The organism is Flavobacterium aquiphilum (assembly GCF_027111335.1).
Classification (GTDB): Bacteria; Bacteroidota; Bacteroidia; order Flavobacteriales; family Flavobacteriaceae; genus Flavobacterium; species Flavobacterium aquiphilum.
This window is the reverse complement of record NZ_CP114288.1, coordinates 3,194,889-3,213,079: the sequence shown is the minus strand read 5'-3', so window position 1 is coordinate 3,213,079 and position 18,191 is coordinate 3,194,889. Positions and strand designations below refer to the sequence as shown.

At 39.1% G+C, this 18,191-nt stretch carries 7 protein-coding genes and 1 pseudogene; 3 read left to right on the top strand and 5 right to left on the bottom strand.

Annotated elements, in window-relative coordinates; genetic code table 11:
- Window positions 1-23 precede the first annotated feature (23 nt).
- The 5 genes and pseudogenes from OZP12_RS13200 to OZP12_RS13185 form a co-directional block, all read right to left on the bottom strand.
- Window positions 24-3,164: an efflux RND transporter permease subunit gene (locus OZP12_RS13200; RefSeq protein ID WP_281225487.1), complete on the bottom strand. Its 3,141-nt coding sequence runs from the start codon at window positions 3,162-3,164 to the stop codon at window positions 24-26.
- Between the two features lie 22 nt (window positions 3,165-3,186).
- Window positions 3,187-4,221: an efflux RND transporter periplasmic adaptor subunit gene (locus OZP12_RS13195; RefSeq protein ID WP_281225485.1), complete on the bottom strand. Its 1,035-nt coding sequence runs from the start codon at window positions 4,219-4,221 to the stop codon at window positions 3,187-3,189.
- Between the two features lie 201 nt (window positions 4,222-4,422).
- The gene (locus OZP12_RS13190; protein ID WP_281225484.1) at window positions 4,423-5,328 is read right to left on the bottom strand and encodes a helix-turn-helix domain-containing protein; all 906 of its coding nucleotides are present in this window, start codon (window positions 5,326-5,328) and stop codon (window positions 4,423-4,425) included.
- Window positions 5,329-5,382: 54 nt separating this feature from the next.
- Window positions 5,383-5,607 (bottom strand): annotated as a pseudogene (locus OZP12_RS20640) (outer membrane beta-barrel protein); the annotation flags it as partial.
- Between the two features lie 21 nt (window positions 5,608-5,628).
- Window positions 5,629-5,868 (bottom strand): hypothetical protein, encoded by a 240-nt coding sequence (locus tag OZP12_RS13185; protein WP_281225483.1) that lies wholly within the window; start codon window positions 5,866-5,868, stop codon window positions 5,629-5,631.
- Window positions 5,869-5,907: 39 nt separating this feature from the next.
- Between OZP12_RS13185 and OZP12_RS13180 the strand changes: the two genes are divergently transcribed.
- The 3 genes from OZP12_RS13180 to OZP12_RS13170 all read left to right on the top strand — a co-directional run bounded on the left by OZP12_RS13180 (window position 5,908) and on the right by OZP12_RS13170 (window position 18,190).
- Window positions 5,908-7,167: a helix-turn-helix domain-containing protein gene (locus OZP12_RS13180; protein WP_281225482.1), complete on the top strand. Its 1,260-nt coding sequence runs from the start codon at window positions 5,908-5,910 to the stop codon at window positions 7,165-7,167.
- 552 nt (window positions 7,168-7,719) lie between these two features.
- The gene (locus OZP12_RS13175; protein WP_281225481.1) at window positions 7,720-17,220 is read left to right on the top strand and encodes an Ig-like domain-containing protein; all 9,501 of its coding nucleotides are present in this window, start codon (window positions 7,720-7,722) and stop codon (window positions 17,218-17,220) included.
- 61 nt (window positions 17,221-17,281) lie between these two features.
- Entirely contained in the window at window positions 17,282-18,190 is a 909-nt protein-coding gene (locus OZP12_RS13170) for a PorP/SprF family type IX secretion system membrane protein (protein WP_281225480.1), read from the top strand.
- The last annotated feature ends 1 nt before the right edge of the window (window position 18,191 follow it).

Genomic DNA, 18,191 nt, shown 5'->3' with positions numbered 1-18,191 from the left:
ACGTTTGAAGAATTTATTATTTATCAATGCTCGTGAACCGGTTTATACAGTACATGATCTTCTCCATCTGGCTGTTCCTGCGGTGCTTCATCTACAATTATAGGTTGTTTCAGTAATTTATAATACATTACAGGCACTACAAAAAGCGTTAGTATCATCGAGAAGATCAAACCGAAGGCTAGCACGCTCCCTAACGGAGCCCACATAGGTGATTTCCCAATAATCATAGGCACTACTCCAACTGCAGCGGCTGCTGAAGTCAGAAATATAGGTCTCATTCTTCGTTTAGCGGCGGCTATGGCTGCGGCTTTATGATTGTATCCGTGATCCCTAATAAGTTCATCGGCATAATCCACCAGAATGATTCCGTTTCGCACCACGATACCTATTAAACTTATGATTCCCATAAATCCGGTCATACCAAGCGGATTTCCTGTTACAAGAAGACCTAAGAATGCTCCAAAAAGACTTAGTAAAAATGTACACAATACGATAAGTGACTTTCCTAGGCTCTTGAACTGAAACAACAGTGTCAGGAAAATCAGGATAAGGCTTACCCCCAGAGATACTCCCATACTTGGTGCATTTTCTCCGCTTGATTCTGCATCACCTCCGTATTGAATAGTAGTTCCGGGCGGTAGTTTAAGAGCGTCAATCTGCGGCTGTATTTCCTGAAGAATACGCGACGGTTTTTTACCCAGCTGTGCTTCAGAGAAAACACTCAGCATCTTTAATCCATTTCTTCTAAGAAGCATTCCGGTATGCCATTCGGGATCCAGCGTTGCTACAGCTTTAAGTGGTACTTTTTTCCCGTAACGAGTTGTAATATGCAGGTTTTGCAATGCAACGAGATCTTTACGGCTTTCTTCATCATAACGAAGAAAAATGTCTACCGTTTTATCCCCTTCCCACAAGGTTGAAATAGAGTATCCTTTTAAACCTGCACCTAAAGTTTGCGTAATGACCTGTGAGGTTATACCTAAGCGGTTTGCTTTGGCATTGTCTATGTTGAGTTTTACTCCCATATAATCATATTCACTGCTTAAGCGGACATAGTTTACTCCCTCGGCCTTTTCTAGAATTTTTTTGACTTGTATGGCTGTACGTTTCTGATCGGCTTCATTTTCACTTACTACCCTGATATCAATTGGCGCACCTTCCTGAAAACTCAACTGTTTGATTTTAACAGCTCCGTCTTGCATAAAACCTTTCAGCTTGTCCAGATATTCTCTGGCCATTTCATTTGCGGCATCGCTGTCGGTTGTGGTGATAAATACCTGTGCAAAGTGTTTTTTAGGAGTTTCGGGAGCGTATGACGTATGAAAACGCGGTGAACTCATTCCTATAAAACTGGTTACATCAACGACGCGCTTGTCTTCTTTTAGAATTTTTTCTAATTCTTTTACTTTCCCTTCGGTTTTTTCCAGAGATGTGCCGTTTGGCATCCAGACTTCCATGTTAAACTGATTGCGCTCACTTAAAGGGAAAAACTCCGAATCTACTTTTGTGGCTATAAAAAGAGCGGCAACGACAGAAAGCAATCCTATTCCCATGGTTATTTTAGGATTTCTAAAAGCCGCCTCGACCCCTTTATCAAAAACAGACTGAAGGTGATCCAGCAGATTTTTCTTTAGAGGCCTGTCACTTATTTTATGTTTTAATCCCTTTTTTATAAACACATAACAAGTATATGGAGTAAAAAGAAGAGCGATAAGCATAGAGACAATAAGAGCAATTGCAACCGTTACCGGAAGGTAGAACATAAAATCTTTGGCGATTCCATCCATAAAAATGGCCAGTGGTAAAAAAGCAAATATGATCGCGAGGGTTGCCGTAAATATGGGAACCATTAATTGTTTGGCGGCCTGCCAGGCTCCTGTCCACGGCTGTACGCCTTCGTCGAGTTTTTCTATATAGTTATCTACGACCACGATGGCATTATCGACCACCATTCCCAGTACAATAATTAGTGCAGCCAGTGTTACCTGATGAAGTTCAACACCAAGCATGTTCATAAATGCAAATGTAATCAGCATTGAAATTGGGGCAGCTGCAGAAGCTACCACAGCTATACGAAAAGGCAATAGCAGCATTACCACCAAAAGCACTGAACCGATTGCCAGACCAAATTCTTTCATAAAATGACTGATACTGTGCTCTACGTCCTTTGGCTGGTTCACAATGGTTTTCATTTTAATATCTGGCGGGAATGTTTTTTGTATTGCTGCAATTTTTGCTTCGACCTCTTCACCAAATGCCACAATATTGTTCCCCGGAAGCATATCAACAGACAAGACCATTGCTTTGTCTTCTCCTACACGTACAAACGATGATTTTTCTTCGAAACGGCGTTCAAGTTCTGCTACATCTTTTAAACGGACAATTGTTCCTGAAGGAGTTGTATATACAATCTGGCTGGCAATATCATTTTCATCCTTATAACGGCTGTTTGCATAAATCGGAACAATAGTATTAGAACCTACCGATACTTCTCCGGTATAGCCTGTAATATTTTGCTGCTGCAGGATTCCCATTAAAGTGCCGGCATCTAAGCCATACTGCTGGAGTTTTTTATCATTGATTTTAATGTAAATCTGCTGTCTTTGTCCTCCTGAACGATTGATTTTAGAAACCATCGGGATAACTTTAAGGCCGTCTTCAAGTTTGTCTAGGTATTTTTCGATCTCGGCATACGAACGCTCTTTTGACGATACAGAAATAATCATCGCAGTTACATCTGCAAAATTGCTGTTTATAAAAGGACCTATAACGCCCTGAGGTAGTTTTGAACGCAGATTGGCATCCATATCCAGCTGCAAAGTGTGCCAGAATTTTTTTCTGTCCTTTACCGTTGTGTAAATTTCGGTAGTTATAAATACCTGTCCCTCACGAACTTCAGACTTTACTTTTTTCTTTTTAATTTCTTCAAATGAAAATAAGTACTGCTCTATTTTTTTTGCTACTTCTTCCTCTACCTGATGTTCATTGGCACCGGGATAAATAGCATATACCAGAGCGGTAGGCATGTCGATTCGGGGGTTTTCGCTGCGGGGCATATTAACCAAGGAGTTAATTCCCATAAGCATCATCAGGACAACCAACACAATGACAACCTGCTTGTGTTTCATTGCGGCTTCCAAAAAGTGTATTTTACGCTTTGTCATCTTTTAATTGGATTTTAGGAAATTAGAATTTGACAGGCGTACCGTCTGTTAAGTTGATTTGTCCGTTTACAATGATATTATCTCCCGCCTGAAGTCCTTCTTTCACCACAACATCATTATTACCGGTCATTTTAGAAATATTGACTCTCTTTTTAAAAGCTATATGATCTGCTGTGGCGATATACACATAGTTTATATTATCCGGATCACGCACTACAGCCCCCGCGGGAATAATTACTGAATTTTGAGTTTTTCCGGAATTAATGCTGATATCTGCAATCATTCCCGGCAGCAGTTGTCCATTGGCATTCTCCAAACGCACCTTAACGGTATAAGTTTTTGAAAGATCATCGCCCTGCGGATTGATTATGGTAAGTTTTCCTTTGATTTCTCTATTCAGAGACGGGATCGTAATATTGGCATCTAGTCCGATTTTTAGTGAACTGATTTCATTTTCATTAATAGCGGCTACAGCATATACTTTATCTGTTTTTACAATTGTAAAAGCCGGAATTCCTGGTGCTGCGCTGGCACCTGCTTCGGTTAGTTTATGGGTTACAATTCCGGAAAAAGAAGCATACAATTTTGTGTCATGCATGTTTTTTGATGCCGTCTCCTTATTTGCTTTCGCCTGTGTCAAGCCGGTTTTTCCAGCAATATAATCACGTTCCGGAAGGCTTCCTTTTTTATACAGCTGGTCCAGACGATTGAAGTTATCCTGTGCCTGCTCCAGAGCTGCATTTGCTACGGTAAGATTGTTTTGATACGAATTTTGTTCAATTGATGCTAAAAGCTGTCCTTTTACAACACGCTCGCCTTCCTGCACCATCACAGCATTTACCCTTCCAGGTACACTAAAACCTATAGAAACGGTATTGTCTGCCTCGATAGTACCGCTGTAGTCCAAAACTTCTGCCTGAGATGACAGCTCTAATTTCCTCACACTGACTTTTACAGGTTCAGCTGTTTGGTTTTGGTTTGTTTCCTTTTTACCACACCCGGCACTTAATAATAGAACACTCAGAATAAACAGGATATTCCTCTTAAACATTACCATAATAATTTGCTTTTTAATTTATTATTAAAATTCCATCCAGTTATTCCAACTGATGGTGCAAATCTCCATAGAATGTTTAATCTGTAAAAGGTCTGTTCTGAGCCTTTTTTGGTCTAAAACCGTTATTTTATAAGAATGGGGTTTTATTTCCTTTGCATGAAAAAGGTTATTTTTAGAAAAAAATACAGCATTATTTAAAGCTTACTTATATTTATCACGAAATGATTTTGGCGTAATTTTCATTTTCTTTTTAAAGAATTTTCCAAAAAAAGACTGATCGCTGAAGTTAAGTATTTCGGCTATTTCTGTCAGAGAAAGTGAGGTTTCAATCAGCAGCTTTCGCGCTTCCATGACTACTGCCTCCTCAATAATTTCGCGGGAAGTTCCTCCTGTCGCTTCTTTCAGCAGTTTTGATAAGTGTCCCGGAGTGATAAAAAGTTTATCGGCATAAAACTGAACATTCCTGTTCTTGCGAACATGAATCGAAAGCAGGGATAAAAAATCACGAATAATCTCTTTTTTCCTGTTGGTTTTTACGTCGGTCTGATTCCCTCTGCTTCGGTGCATTTCCATTATTTCCAAAGCCAGTAAATTGAAATAATGAAATACCTTCGCATTTTTATAAAGATTAGTTTCCGATTGTGAAAAACAAAGTTTATGCATCTTTATCATGATATCGAAAATAATACTATAATGGTCTTCTGTAAGGGATAAAATGGGTGTCTGATTTAGCTCCGTAAACCGAAAAAGTCGTATATCCTCGTAAATCAGTAAATTGGTCATGGCAAATTCTTCTGTAAATACAAGACCGATACTCTGCACAGGTTCTATTATTTCCAGTATATGAATCATAGACTGCGAAGAGAGCGCCATCACGTCTTTCGGGCTGACAATAAAGGTTTCCAGATCAATCTGTACCCTCATCTTACCACACAGGAGAAGCATTATTCCAGTATTACTGCTTCTGAACGGGAATGGGAATGGATTTTCACGGATCAGTTCTTTGTTATAATGCACATGAAACTCGGCTCCATGCACCGCTTCCTCTCCTAGAATATTAAGAATATCCCGTAAGCTGTAATTATGTACTTCTTTGTGCTTATTCATATGATGTTACATTACCTGCAAATATATGTTTTACTTAGGTAATATATAAATCGATTAACTAAGCCTTTTACTGTAACCCACTTTTGCATTCCAGGAATCATTAAACGTGTACAGCAAATTAGCCAATGGAAAAAGATTGATGAAATTTAAAAGATGAGGATTCACATCGGTAGACAATAATATCTCCCTTTGGGCATATTTATATCTCAGACCGGCTACATAGTTAAGTTTTTCTGATTTTCCAGAATTCTGCGAATAAATAGCATTGATGTGATTGTTTGTTTTGGCAGTTCCACTAAATTAGGAATTGTCAACGGGTGGAACAGGTTCCGGATTGACGGTATTTCCATATAAATCGGTGTGTTCATAAAGTGTAGATGCGGTCAAAGCTGATTCGTTGGCAAAGGTGTTTGTATAGTCGAAATTGACCAAAGTAAATTTTCCTTCCTTTGTCTGCAAATTCGAATTGAAATAAGTAACTAAGCCGATTTTTTTAAAAAATATTGTTTTTGAAATTCTATAGATTAACTTTGTTGCCATTAAATAGTGCTAATTTATTGCATTTTTTAAAAATACTCAATGCACCCTTATATATCTATACTTACTATTTTTTTGACAATTTTGATGACCTATCATAATTGGAACATTAACCGTAATTCCATTTTTTTATCGGGATTCATTTACGTATTATGCTCTTATTCTTTAATGCACTATGTGTTATTTTTTGAAAAAAGTGTTTTTTTACTCGCTATTTTTTATAATAATACTGCTCCGATTGGTTTTATAATTGGTCCCCTATTATATTTTTATGTGAGAGGTACTCTATTCGATAATAGTAAATTTACCAAAGCTGATTATTTCCATTTCGTTCCAGCTTTTATCAATTTGGTTAGTATAACTCCATATTTACTAACTCCTTTTTCTTATAAATTAGCTTTAGCACAGCGAATAGTAAAGGATATTATGGTAGCAAAAACATTTACTGTAGGACTTTATCCTAATATTGTAAATATTATTGCAAGACCTACTTTATTGTGTATTTATCTAGTATTGGTACTTGTTATGTTGTTTCGCTTTTGGACTAAAATAGGTACTAATAAACGAATTCCTAAAGTCCAGACTCGTAAAGTATTGGTATGGCTTATTAGTTTTTTATTTATAATTCTATTAGTAATTGTATGTTTTGCGTTACTGTCTTATTCTTTTTTAAAAGAACCGAATCCAGACTTGGCCAAATTAAAAACTAGTTTACCAATGGATATTATTAGTTTTTGCCTGCTAGCTATCCCTGTTAGTTTATTAGTTTTTCCTGAATTGCTTTATGGAATTCCTCAAAGAAAGAAAAAAAACAATAAAAATAAATTTTTAGAATCTAAAAAACAGATAAAACCAGATGAAACAGTACCTCTAAAAAGCAATACTGTAAATGTTTTACAAAATGAGGAGCACAATGTGATACAAGAAGATCTTCAGGTAAAAGATATAGAGCCAAGATTTATTGAATTATCTCAATCGATCTTAGATTATATTAAAGAGAGTGAGATTTTTCTAAATACTAATTTTTCAATGGAAGAACTTTCCCGATCTATGAACGTACCCAAGCATCATCTTTATTATTGTTTTAATAGTATATTGAAAGTTAAATTAACAAAAATACGTGCTGAACTCAGGGTAGAATATGCAAAAAAGTTAATAGAAGATGGACTTTTAGATTCATTAACACTTGATGCAATAGGTAATAAAGCTGGATTTTCGTCACGTTCTTCTTTTCAGAGTACTTTTAAAGATGAAGTTGGTTGTACTCCAGGAGAATATCTAAAAATAAAATCTACCCTTTAGAATAAACTAAATTGCATTTTATGAAATTGAAATAATTACATTTCATAAAATACAGGTCTAAATAGACCTAAAACTTCTTTGATTTAAATCGCAATTTATAAAATAAACGAACTTCATTTTTGAATAGACACGCTTCTTCAGTTTTGTGTCTGCATAGATTTACCTATAGACTTGTCGGGCTTTTTTTGTATGTATTTAACAAAAAAGTACTAGTTGAAAATCATAACAAACTGAAATCTTTTTTAAAAAAGTATCTTTTTTTTTATGTTTTTAAACTTAATAGTCTTGATGATTTCAATAATAAAAGAATATTTAGAAATAAGCACAGTTCTATCTATTAAAGTCAAGTGCTTGAATTACTGAGTTTAAAAAAAAAATGATGTTGTTCAGAAATGTTTTTGTTTGCCAAAATCTTCGTTTTTGGACAAGGTTTGAGAGAGCAGGTAAATTACAGATTATTTCATTTTGTTTTTTTGCACGCTACAAATGGAATAATTTTTTATGAAAAAAACTCGACTCTTTAATTTTTGGGAAGCCTTTCAAAAATTTAAAATGGTATCATTACTCTTTGTAATTTTTCTTAAGCCTTTTTGGTTAAAAGTACATAGGAATGGACACATAATTTTTAGTGTGAAAATGTTATTGATTAATGAAAAAAGGAGGTTGAATCTAAATCTGTTTTTTTTCTTTTTATTATTTAGCCTGAATGGTTTTTCTCAAACCAATATTTCAGGGATAGTAAATAGCTATTTTTCGGTTACAGCTATCAATCAGCCCGTTTGTGCACCTTGTGATTTAGCATGTGTTAATACTATTACAGTTAGTAGTTCAGCCGGATTTTCGGTTGGAGATAAGGCTTTGATTATTCAGATGAAAGGGGCTACTATCGATGTCACTAATACTAGTGCAGGTGGAAATATATCGGCTATCAACAATACTGGTAATTATGAATTTTTCGAAATTAAAAGTATCGTTGGTAACGTTATAACACCAGTATATCCATTAATTAAAAGTTATACAATTAGTGGTTTGGTTCAGGTAGTAAGGGTTCCAAAATACGTAGGAGCAGTAAATATTAATGGTACTTTGACTGCAAAAGACTGGATTACTGCAGATAAAACAGGAGGAGTATTAGCTATTCAGGCAGATAAAGTGACTTTTAATGCCAATATAAATGTTGCAGGTAAAGGATACCAAGGAATTCAAATGTTGACAAATGGACCTAATAATGATTGTAGCATTAACCCTAATACCCAATATGTACAAAGTAGTACCTATACCGCATCTTTTACAAAAGGAGACGGGATTGTTTTAGATAATACAGGTAGCAATAGAGGACGATCACCACGAGCGAATGGAGGAGGTTCCGGAGTTTCTGGAGATTCTGGAGGCGGAGGCGGATCTAATTATGGTGCCGGAGGAGAAGGAGGAAAACGCTGGTGCGATGTTAATGGAGCCAATGCCGGAGGTATAGGCGGTGTAAGTTTGTCAACTTATTTTGCCCAGGACAAAGTTTTTCTTGGTGGTGCCGGAGGATCTGGATATGTAACAACAAGTAATCCTTCTTCGGCTGCAGATGGAGGGGGAATTGTTATCATTTTTGCGAATGAAATTGTTGGTAATGGTTATTCCATCATAGCTGATGGCTTCGCACCGTTAGCGGTTAATCCAACAGGTGCGCCAGATGGTGGAGGTGGTGGAGGTGCCGGTGGGACAGTCGTTTTAAAGACTCCTGTTTTTACAGGTAATTTAACGGTATCTACAAAAGGAGGTGACGGACAGGATTTGAATACAAATACGTATCATGGTCCCGGTGGTGGTGGTGGTGGCGGTGCTTTGCTTTATTCCTTAGCAAGTCTTCCTGCGAACGTGACATTGATTTCAGCAGGAGGTATTGGAGGACAACATTTGGACGGAGAAAGAAATGGTTCACAAAATGGAGGAACTGGAGGAAGCGTTTCATTGTACATTCCTGTCGAGAATCCTAATTATGAAGGGAATCAGGATAATGACGGTCTTAATGTAGAATGTGATTTGGATGATGACAACGATGGTATTTTAGATACAGTCGAAATAGGAAGTTTGTCTGATCCTTTTGGAGATGCAGATGGAGATAAAAAATTAAATTATGCAGATAAAGATGCCGCTGGTTTTGTTGATACAAATTCTGATGGTATTGATGATAGATATGACCAAGATTTAGATGGGTTAATAAATCAGCTTGATTTAGATTCAGATAATGATGGATGTCCAGATTCTGTAGAAGCATATGGTACTTCAACAGCTGATCCGGATTCAAATGGATATTATGGAACTGGTAATCCTCCTGTAACAAATTCAGCAGATGGCAAAGTAACAGCAGCTTCTTATGCCACTCCTGTAAATACTAACGGAACTTCTAAGGCGAATTATTTAGTTTCAAATGTTGTTGCAATTACTACTAGTCCAGCTAATACTAGCGTAAATGGAGGAGCTAATGCTACTTTTAGTGCAGTAGTTACGGGAACTCATTTAGTATATACCTGGAAGCAAAGTACTAATAGCGGTTCAACTTGGACAACTGTTACTAATGGAGGAACAAATCCAATTTTTTCAAATGCAGCCACAAATTCTTTGTCGTTAACGAATATTCCATACTCATATAATAATTATTTGTATAGGGTAGACGTTACAAGTACTTCAAATGTTTGTGCACAGCCTTCATCGAACACAGCAATTTTAAAAGTTACAAATAATGCGCCAGTTGCCGTAAACGATACTTACACTGTTGCCGAAGAGGGTACAGTGACATTGACCCCATTGGCACTGGATACGGATGTTGAAGGCGATACGCTGACCATTGTATCTATTAACGGAACAACTTTAACCGGAGGTGTTCAGACTATATCGGTTACCAACGGAACAGTAAATATCACTGCTACGGGTGTAATTACTTTTACGCCTTCAGCGGACTTTAATTCGGCTACCGCGATCAGCATTCCGTATGTGATTACAGATGGGGCTGCTACAGCTACAGCCAACGAACTGATTACCGTAACGGCAGTCAATGATGCGCCAGTTGCCGTAAACGATACTTACACTGTTGCCGAAGACGGTACAGTGACATTGACCCCATTGGCACTGGATACGGATGTTGAAGGCGATACGCTGACCATTGTATCTATCAACGGAACAACTTTAACCGGAGGTGTTCAGACTATATCGGTTACCAACGGAACAGTAAATATCACTGCTACGGGTGTAATTACTTTTACGCCTTCAGCGAACTTTAATTCGGCTACAGCAATCAGCATTCCGTATGTGATTACAGACGGGACTGCTACAGCTACAGCCAACGAACTGATTACCGTAACGGCAGTCAATGATGCTCCAATTGCCGTAAACGATACTTACACTGTTGCCGAAGAGGGTACAGTGACATTGACCCCATTGGCACTGGATACGGATGTTGAAGGCGATACGCTGACAATTGTATCTATTAACGGAACAACTTTAACCGGAGGTGTTCAGACTATATCGGTTACCAACGGAACAGTAAATATCACTGCTACGGGTGTAATTACTTTTACGCCTTCAGCGAACTTTAATTCGGCTACAGCAATCAGCATTCCGTATGTGATTACAGACGGGACTGCTACAGCTACAGCCAACGAACTGATTACCGTAACGGCAGTCAATGATGCTCCAATTGCCGTAAACGATACTTACACTGTTGCCGAAGAGGGTACAGTGACATTGACCCCATTGGCACTGGATACGGATGTTGAAGGCGATACGCTGACCATTGTATCTATCAACGGAACCGTTCTGACAGGAACAACACAGACTATATCGGTTACCAACGGAACAGTAAATATCACTGCTACGGGTGTAATTACTTTTACGCCTTCAGCGAACTTTAATTCGGCTACCGCGATCAGCATTCCGTATGTGATTACAGACGGGACTGCTACAGCTACAGCCAACGAACTGATTACCGTAACGGCAGTCAATGATGCTCCAGTTGCCGTAAACGATACTTACACTGTTGCCGAAGATGGTACAGTGACATTGACCCCATTGGCACTGGATACGGATGTTGAAGGCGATACGCTGACCATTGTATCTATCAACGGAACAACTTTAACCGGAGGTGTTCAGACTATATCGGTTACCAACGGAACAGTAAATATCACTGCTACGGGTGTAATTACTTTTACGCCTTCAGCGGACTTTAATTCGGCTACCGCGATCAGCATTCCGTATGTGATTACAGACGGGACTGCTACAGCTACAGCCAACGAACTGATTACCGTAACGGCAGTCAATAATGCTCCAGTTGCCGTAAACGATACTTACACTGTTGCCGAAGACGGTACAGTGACATTGACCCCATTGGCACTGGATACGGATGTTGAAGGCGATACGCTGACCATTGTATCTATCAACGGAACAACTTTAACCGGAGGTGTTCAGACTATATCGGTTACCAACGGAACAGTAAATATCACTGCTACGGGTGTAATTACTTTTACGCCTTCAGCGAACTTTAATTCGGCTACAGCAATCAGCATTCCGTATGTGATTACAGATGGGGCTGCTACAGCTACAGCCAACGAACTGATTACCGTAACGGCAGTCAATGATGCGCCAGTTGCCGTAAACGATACTTACACTGTTGCCGAAGAGGGTACAGTGACATTGACCCCATTGGCACTGGATACGGATGTTGAAGGCGATACGCTGACCATTGTATCTATCAACGGAACAACTTTAACCGGAGGTGTTCAGACTATATCGGTTACCAACGGAACAGTAAATATCACTGCTACGGGTGTAATTACTTTTACGCCTTCAGCGAACTTTAATTCGGCTACAGCAATCAGCATTCCGTATGTGATTACAGACGGGACTGCTACAGCTACAGCCAACGAACTGATTACCGTAACGGCAGTCAATGATGCTCCAGTTGCCGTAAACGATACTTACACTGTTGCCGAAGAGGGTACAGTGACATTGACCCCATTGGCACTGGATACGGATGTTGAAGGCGATACGCTGACAATTGTATCTATTAACGGAACAACTTTAACCGGAGGTGTTCAGACTATATCGGTTACCAACGGAACAGTAAATATCACTGCTACGGGTGTAATTACTTTTACGCCTTCAGCGAACTTTAATTCGGCTACCGCGATCAGCATTCCGTATGTGATTACAGACGGGACTGCTACAGCTACAGCCAACGAACTGATTACCGTAACGGCAGTCAATGATGCTCCAGTTGCCGTAAACGATACTTACACTGTTGCCGAAGAGGGTACAGTGACATTGACCCCATTGGCACTGGATACAGATGTTGAAGGCGATACGCTGACCATTGTATCTATCAACGGAACCGTTCTGACAGGAACAACACAGACTATATCGGTTACCAACGGAACAGTAAATATCACTGCTACGGGTGTAATTACTTTTACGCCTTCAGCGAACTTTAATTCGGCTACCGCGATCAGCATTCCGTATGTGATTACAGATGGGACTGCTACAGCTACAGCCAACGAACTGATTACCGTAACGGCAGTCAATGATGCTCCAGTTGCCGTAAACGATACTTACACTGTTGCCGAAGAGGGTACAGTGACATTGACCCCATTGGCACTGGATACGGATGTTGAAGGCGATACGCTGACAATTGTATCTATTAACGGAACAACTTTAACCGGAGGTGTTCAGACTATATCGGTTACCAACGGAACAGTAAATATCACTGCTACGGGTGTAATTACTTTTACGCCTTCAGCGAACTTTAATTCGGCTACCGCGATCAGCATTCCGTATGTGATTACAGACGGGACTGCTACAGCTACAGCCAACGAACTGATTACCGTAACGGCAGTCAATGATGCTCCAGTTGCCGTAAACGATACTTACACTGTTGCCGAAGAGGGTACAGTGACATTGACCCCATTGGCACTGGATGCGGATGTTGAAGGCGATACGCTGACCATTGTATCTATTAACGGAACAACTTTAACCGGAGGTGTTCAGACTATATCGGTTACCAACGGAACAGTAAATATCACTGCTACGGGTGTAATTACTTTTACGCCTTCAGCGAACTTTAATTCGGCTACAGCAATCAGCATTCCGTATGTGATTACAGACGGGACAGCTACAGCTACAGCCAACGAAATGATTACCGTAACGGCAGTCAATGATGCGCCTGTTGCCGTAAACGATACTTACACTGTTGCCGAAGAGGGTACAGTGACATTGACCCCATTGGCACTGGATACGGATGTTGACGGCGATACGCTGACCATTGTATCTATCAACGGAACCGTTCTGACAGGAACAACACAGACTATATCGGTTACCAACGGAACAGTAAATATCACTGCTACGGGTGTAATTACTTTTACGCCTTCAGCGGACTTTAATTCGGCTACCGCGATCAGCATTCCGTATGTGATTACAGATGGGGCTGCTACAGCTACAGCCAACGAACTGATTACCGTAACGGCAGTCAATGATGCGCCAGTTGCCGTAAACGATACTTACACTGTTGCCGAAGACGGTACAGTGACATTGACCCCATTGGCACTGGATACGGATGTTGAAGGCGATACGCTGACCATTGTATCTATCAACGGAACAACTTTAACCGGAGGTGTTCAGACTATATCGGTTACCAACGGAACAGTAAATATCACTGCTACGGGTGTAATTACTTTTACGCCTTCAGCGAACTTTAATTCGGCTACAGCAATCAGCATTCCGTATGTGATTACAGACGGGACTGCTACAGCTACAGCCAACGAACTGATTACCGTAACGGCAGTCAATGATGCTCCAGTTGCCGTAAACGATACTTACACTGTTGCCGAAGAGGGTACAGTGACATTGACCCCATTGGCACTGGATACGGATGTTGAAGGCGATACGCTGACAATTGTATCTATTAACGGAACAACTTTAACCGGAGGTGTTCAGACTATATCGGTTACCAACGGAACAGTAAATATCACTGCTACGGGTGTAATTACTTTTACGCCTTCAGCGAACTTTAATTCGGCTACAGCAATCAGCATTCCGTATGTGATTACAGACGGGACTGCTACAGCTACAGCCAACGAACTGATTACCGTAACGGCAGTCAATGATGCTCCAGTTGCCGTAAACGATACTTACACTGTTGCCGAAGACGGTACAGTGACATTGACCCCATTGGCACTGGATACGGATGTTGAAGGCGATACGCTGACCATTGTATCTATCAACGGAACCGTTCTGACAGGAACAACACAGACTATATCGGTTACCAACGGAACAGTAAATATCACTGCTACGGGTGTAATTACTTTTACGCCTTCAGCGGACTTTAATTCGGCTACCGCGATCAGCATTCCGTATGTGATTACAGACGGGACTGCTACAGCTACAGCCAACGAACTGATTACCGTAACGGCAGTCAATGATGCTCCAATTGCCGTAAACGATACTTACACTGTTGCCGAAGACGGTACAGTGACATTGACCCCATTGGCACTGGATACGGATGTTGAAGGCGATACGCTGACAATTGTATCTATCAACGGAACCATTCTGACAGGAACAACACAGACTATATCGGTTACCAACGGAACAGTAAATATCACTGCTACGGGTGTAATTACTTTTACGCCTTCAGCGAACTTTAATTCGGCTACAGCAATCAGCATTCCGTATGTGATTACAGACGGGACAGCTACAGCTACAGCCAACGAACTGATTACCGTAACGGCAGTCAATGATGCGCCAGTTGCCGTAAACGATACAAATAGAAGTATTCCATCAATTGCTAATGCGACATCAATTAACCCGCTTTCTGCAACAGATGTTGACGGAACAATAACTGGCTACACTATTGTAACACTTCCATCAAAGGGGATTCTGGCTTTGAACGGAATAACAATAATAACAGGACAAGTATTGACAACAGCAGAAATTGTAAAACTTACTTATGATCCAAGCGGTTTATTTACAGGAAATGATGCGTTTACTTTTACTGCAACGGATAATTCTGGAGCAAATTCTGCACCAGCTATAATTACAATTCCTGTTGGAAATAATCTGCCAATAGCAAATGATCATACTAATAATGGGATTCCTTCAAGTGCGGGTGCAACAGCAATTAATGCTTTAACAGCAACAGATACAGATGGAATGATAGTAAATTATATTGTATTGACATTACCATCTAATGGAGTGTTAGCATTAAACGGAGTTCCATTAACAGCTAATCAAATAGTAACACCTGCAGAAGCATTGTTGTTGACTTATGATCCAAGCGGAGTATTTTCAGGAGATGATTCGTTCAGTTTTACAGCAACGGATAATAATGGAGATGTAGATGCCACACCAGCAACTGTAAAAATTCCAGTTATAAAAAGAAATCTTGTTGTAACAAAAGATGAAATCGGTCCAGTTGTAGGCATCAATAAGGTTGTTCAGGTAGTAAATGTTTTAAACAATGATACTTTAGACAATAGTCCATTATTGATTACTAATGTTAATATAAATGTATTAACTCCAGATCCAGATAATAAATTGACGCTAAGACGAGATGGAATAGTTGAATTAGCCCCAAATACTCCTGCAGGAACTTACACCCTAACTTATGAAATCTGTGAAAAAGCGAATTCAGGAAATTGTAAATCAGCTTTGGTAGTAGTTAAAGTTACAGCTCCAACAATGACTATAAACGCAGAGAGTTATTGTGCGAAAAATGTTCCGTATGTTTCATATAATGTAACTGCTGATAATTTTACACCAACAGAATTGCTGACAATAAACTGGATAGATAGTGCTAATAATATTGTAGCCACACAAACTAATATGCCCTTAAGCGGTAATGTATTGTGGCCTGGTGCTGTAGTGGACACGAACAATAATCCGATTGATTGGCCAGGATGGATTTTAGTAAACGGGCAATGGTTAGAAGGTGCTGACGGATTTGAGTTGACAAGACCAGCGGTAACGATGCAGTTCACCTTAAATCCTACGCAATCAGTAACAGTAAATTATCCATCAGCAACATCGGGTTGTAATGCAAAACCTCAATTCGGAATAGAAGCCAGAAATGATGATGATATTGCAAGAGCAGACGGAATAAACGGTTCATTAAAAATTATTAATGTTTTAGACAATGATAATTTAAATGGTGTTCCAGTTAATCCTGCGAATGTTATTTTAAAAGGTGAAAATTTCCCATCAGGAATTACCCTAAATGCTGATGGAACTATTGACGTGGCTCCCGGTACAGCGAGCGGAAGCCATACTTTGACTTATCAAATTTGTGAAAAAGTCAACGGCAACAATTGCAGTAGTGCGACAGTTAAGATTTTTGTTGAAGTGCCGTCAATTGCGCTTGTCATGAAAGTGGCATCAGATGACAATAACAACAATGGTAATAATGAAGCTGGAGAAACTCTGACGTATACTTTTACGGTAACTAACACGGGTAATGTTCCTCTTCAAAACATTCAGATTTCTGATCTTTTACCAGGAGTTATAATTACCGGAGGCCCAATAAGTTTGGCGGTTGGAGAAAGTAATGACATTTCATTCACTGGAACTTATACCTTGACACAGACAGACATCAATTCAGGAGAGGTAAGTAACCAGGCAACTGCTTCAGGGACTACTCTAAGGGGAATCAGTGTTTCTGATAAATCTGATGTTGAGAATACCCAAGACGGTAATCCAACTGTTATAGAACTAAATGGCTGTAATATCAAAGTTTTCAATGCAATGTCTTTGAATGGAGATGAGAAAAATGAGAGATTTTACATTCGAGGTATCGAGTGTTATCCGGATAATACCGTTCAGATTTATAATCGTTGGGGAGTTTTAGTTTTCGAAAGAGATCATTATAATAATACTGATGTAGTATTTAAAGGTTTTTCAGAAGGAAGAACAACCGTAAAAGAATCAAACGGATTACCAGAAGGAACATATTATTACATACTGAGATATACTAAGCAATCGAAGCCTCAACAGGAATCAGGATACTTATATCTTACTAGATAATATTTCATACTAATAAAAATGGCTTAGCCATAGGTTAAGCCATTATTTTAAAAATATATAAATGAAAAAATTAGCTTTAGTTTTATTGTTTTGTTCTGTTGCTGGTTTTGCACAGCAGGATGCACAGTTTACACAGTATATGCACAATACCATCAATGTAAATCCTGCCTACGCTGGTTCCAGAGAAGTGATGAGTATTTTTGGGTTATACCGTACACAATGGGTAGGACTTGACGGAGCTCCCGAAACCAGTACAATCTCATTAAACACACCATTAAATAATAATGTAGGATTGGGATTCTCATTAATAAATGATAAAATTGGCCCTACTACCGAGAATAATATCTCGGTAGATTTCTCTTATACTATTCAGACATCAGCGACAGCTAAATTAGCATTTGGTATAAAAGGATCTGGAAATATTTTTAATCTTGATCCAAACAAACTGGAGCCTGAACATCAGGGAGATTCCCAGTTTTCAGATTTCAGAAACAAATTTTCGCCAAATGTTGGGGCTGGAGTTTATTGGCATTCAGACAATTGTTACGTAGGTCTGTCTGTTCCTAATTTTATCCAGACCAATCGTTATGATGATAATGACACCGCTATTTTTAAAGAGTTGATCAATTATTATTTCATTGCTGGTTATGTCTTTAACTTAGACCGTTACGAAATGATTAAATTCAAACCAGCTGTTTTAGCTAAAATGGTTGAAGGCTCTCCGCTTCAGTTAGATGTTTCTGCAAATTTTATGTTTAATGATAAATTTACAGCAGGTGTTTCATATAGATGGAGTGCTGCTTTAAGCGCAATGGCAGGATTTCAGGTTAGTAAAAGTATGTACATTGGTTATGCTTATGATAGAGAAACAACCAAGCTGAATAATTACAATTCAGGTTCACATGAAATCTTTCTGCGTTTTGAGTTTATGAATAATTATAGCCGAATTACATCACCAAGATTTTTCTAAT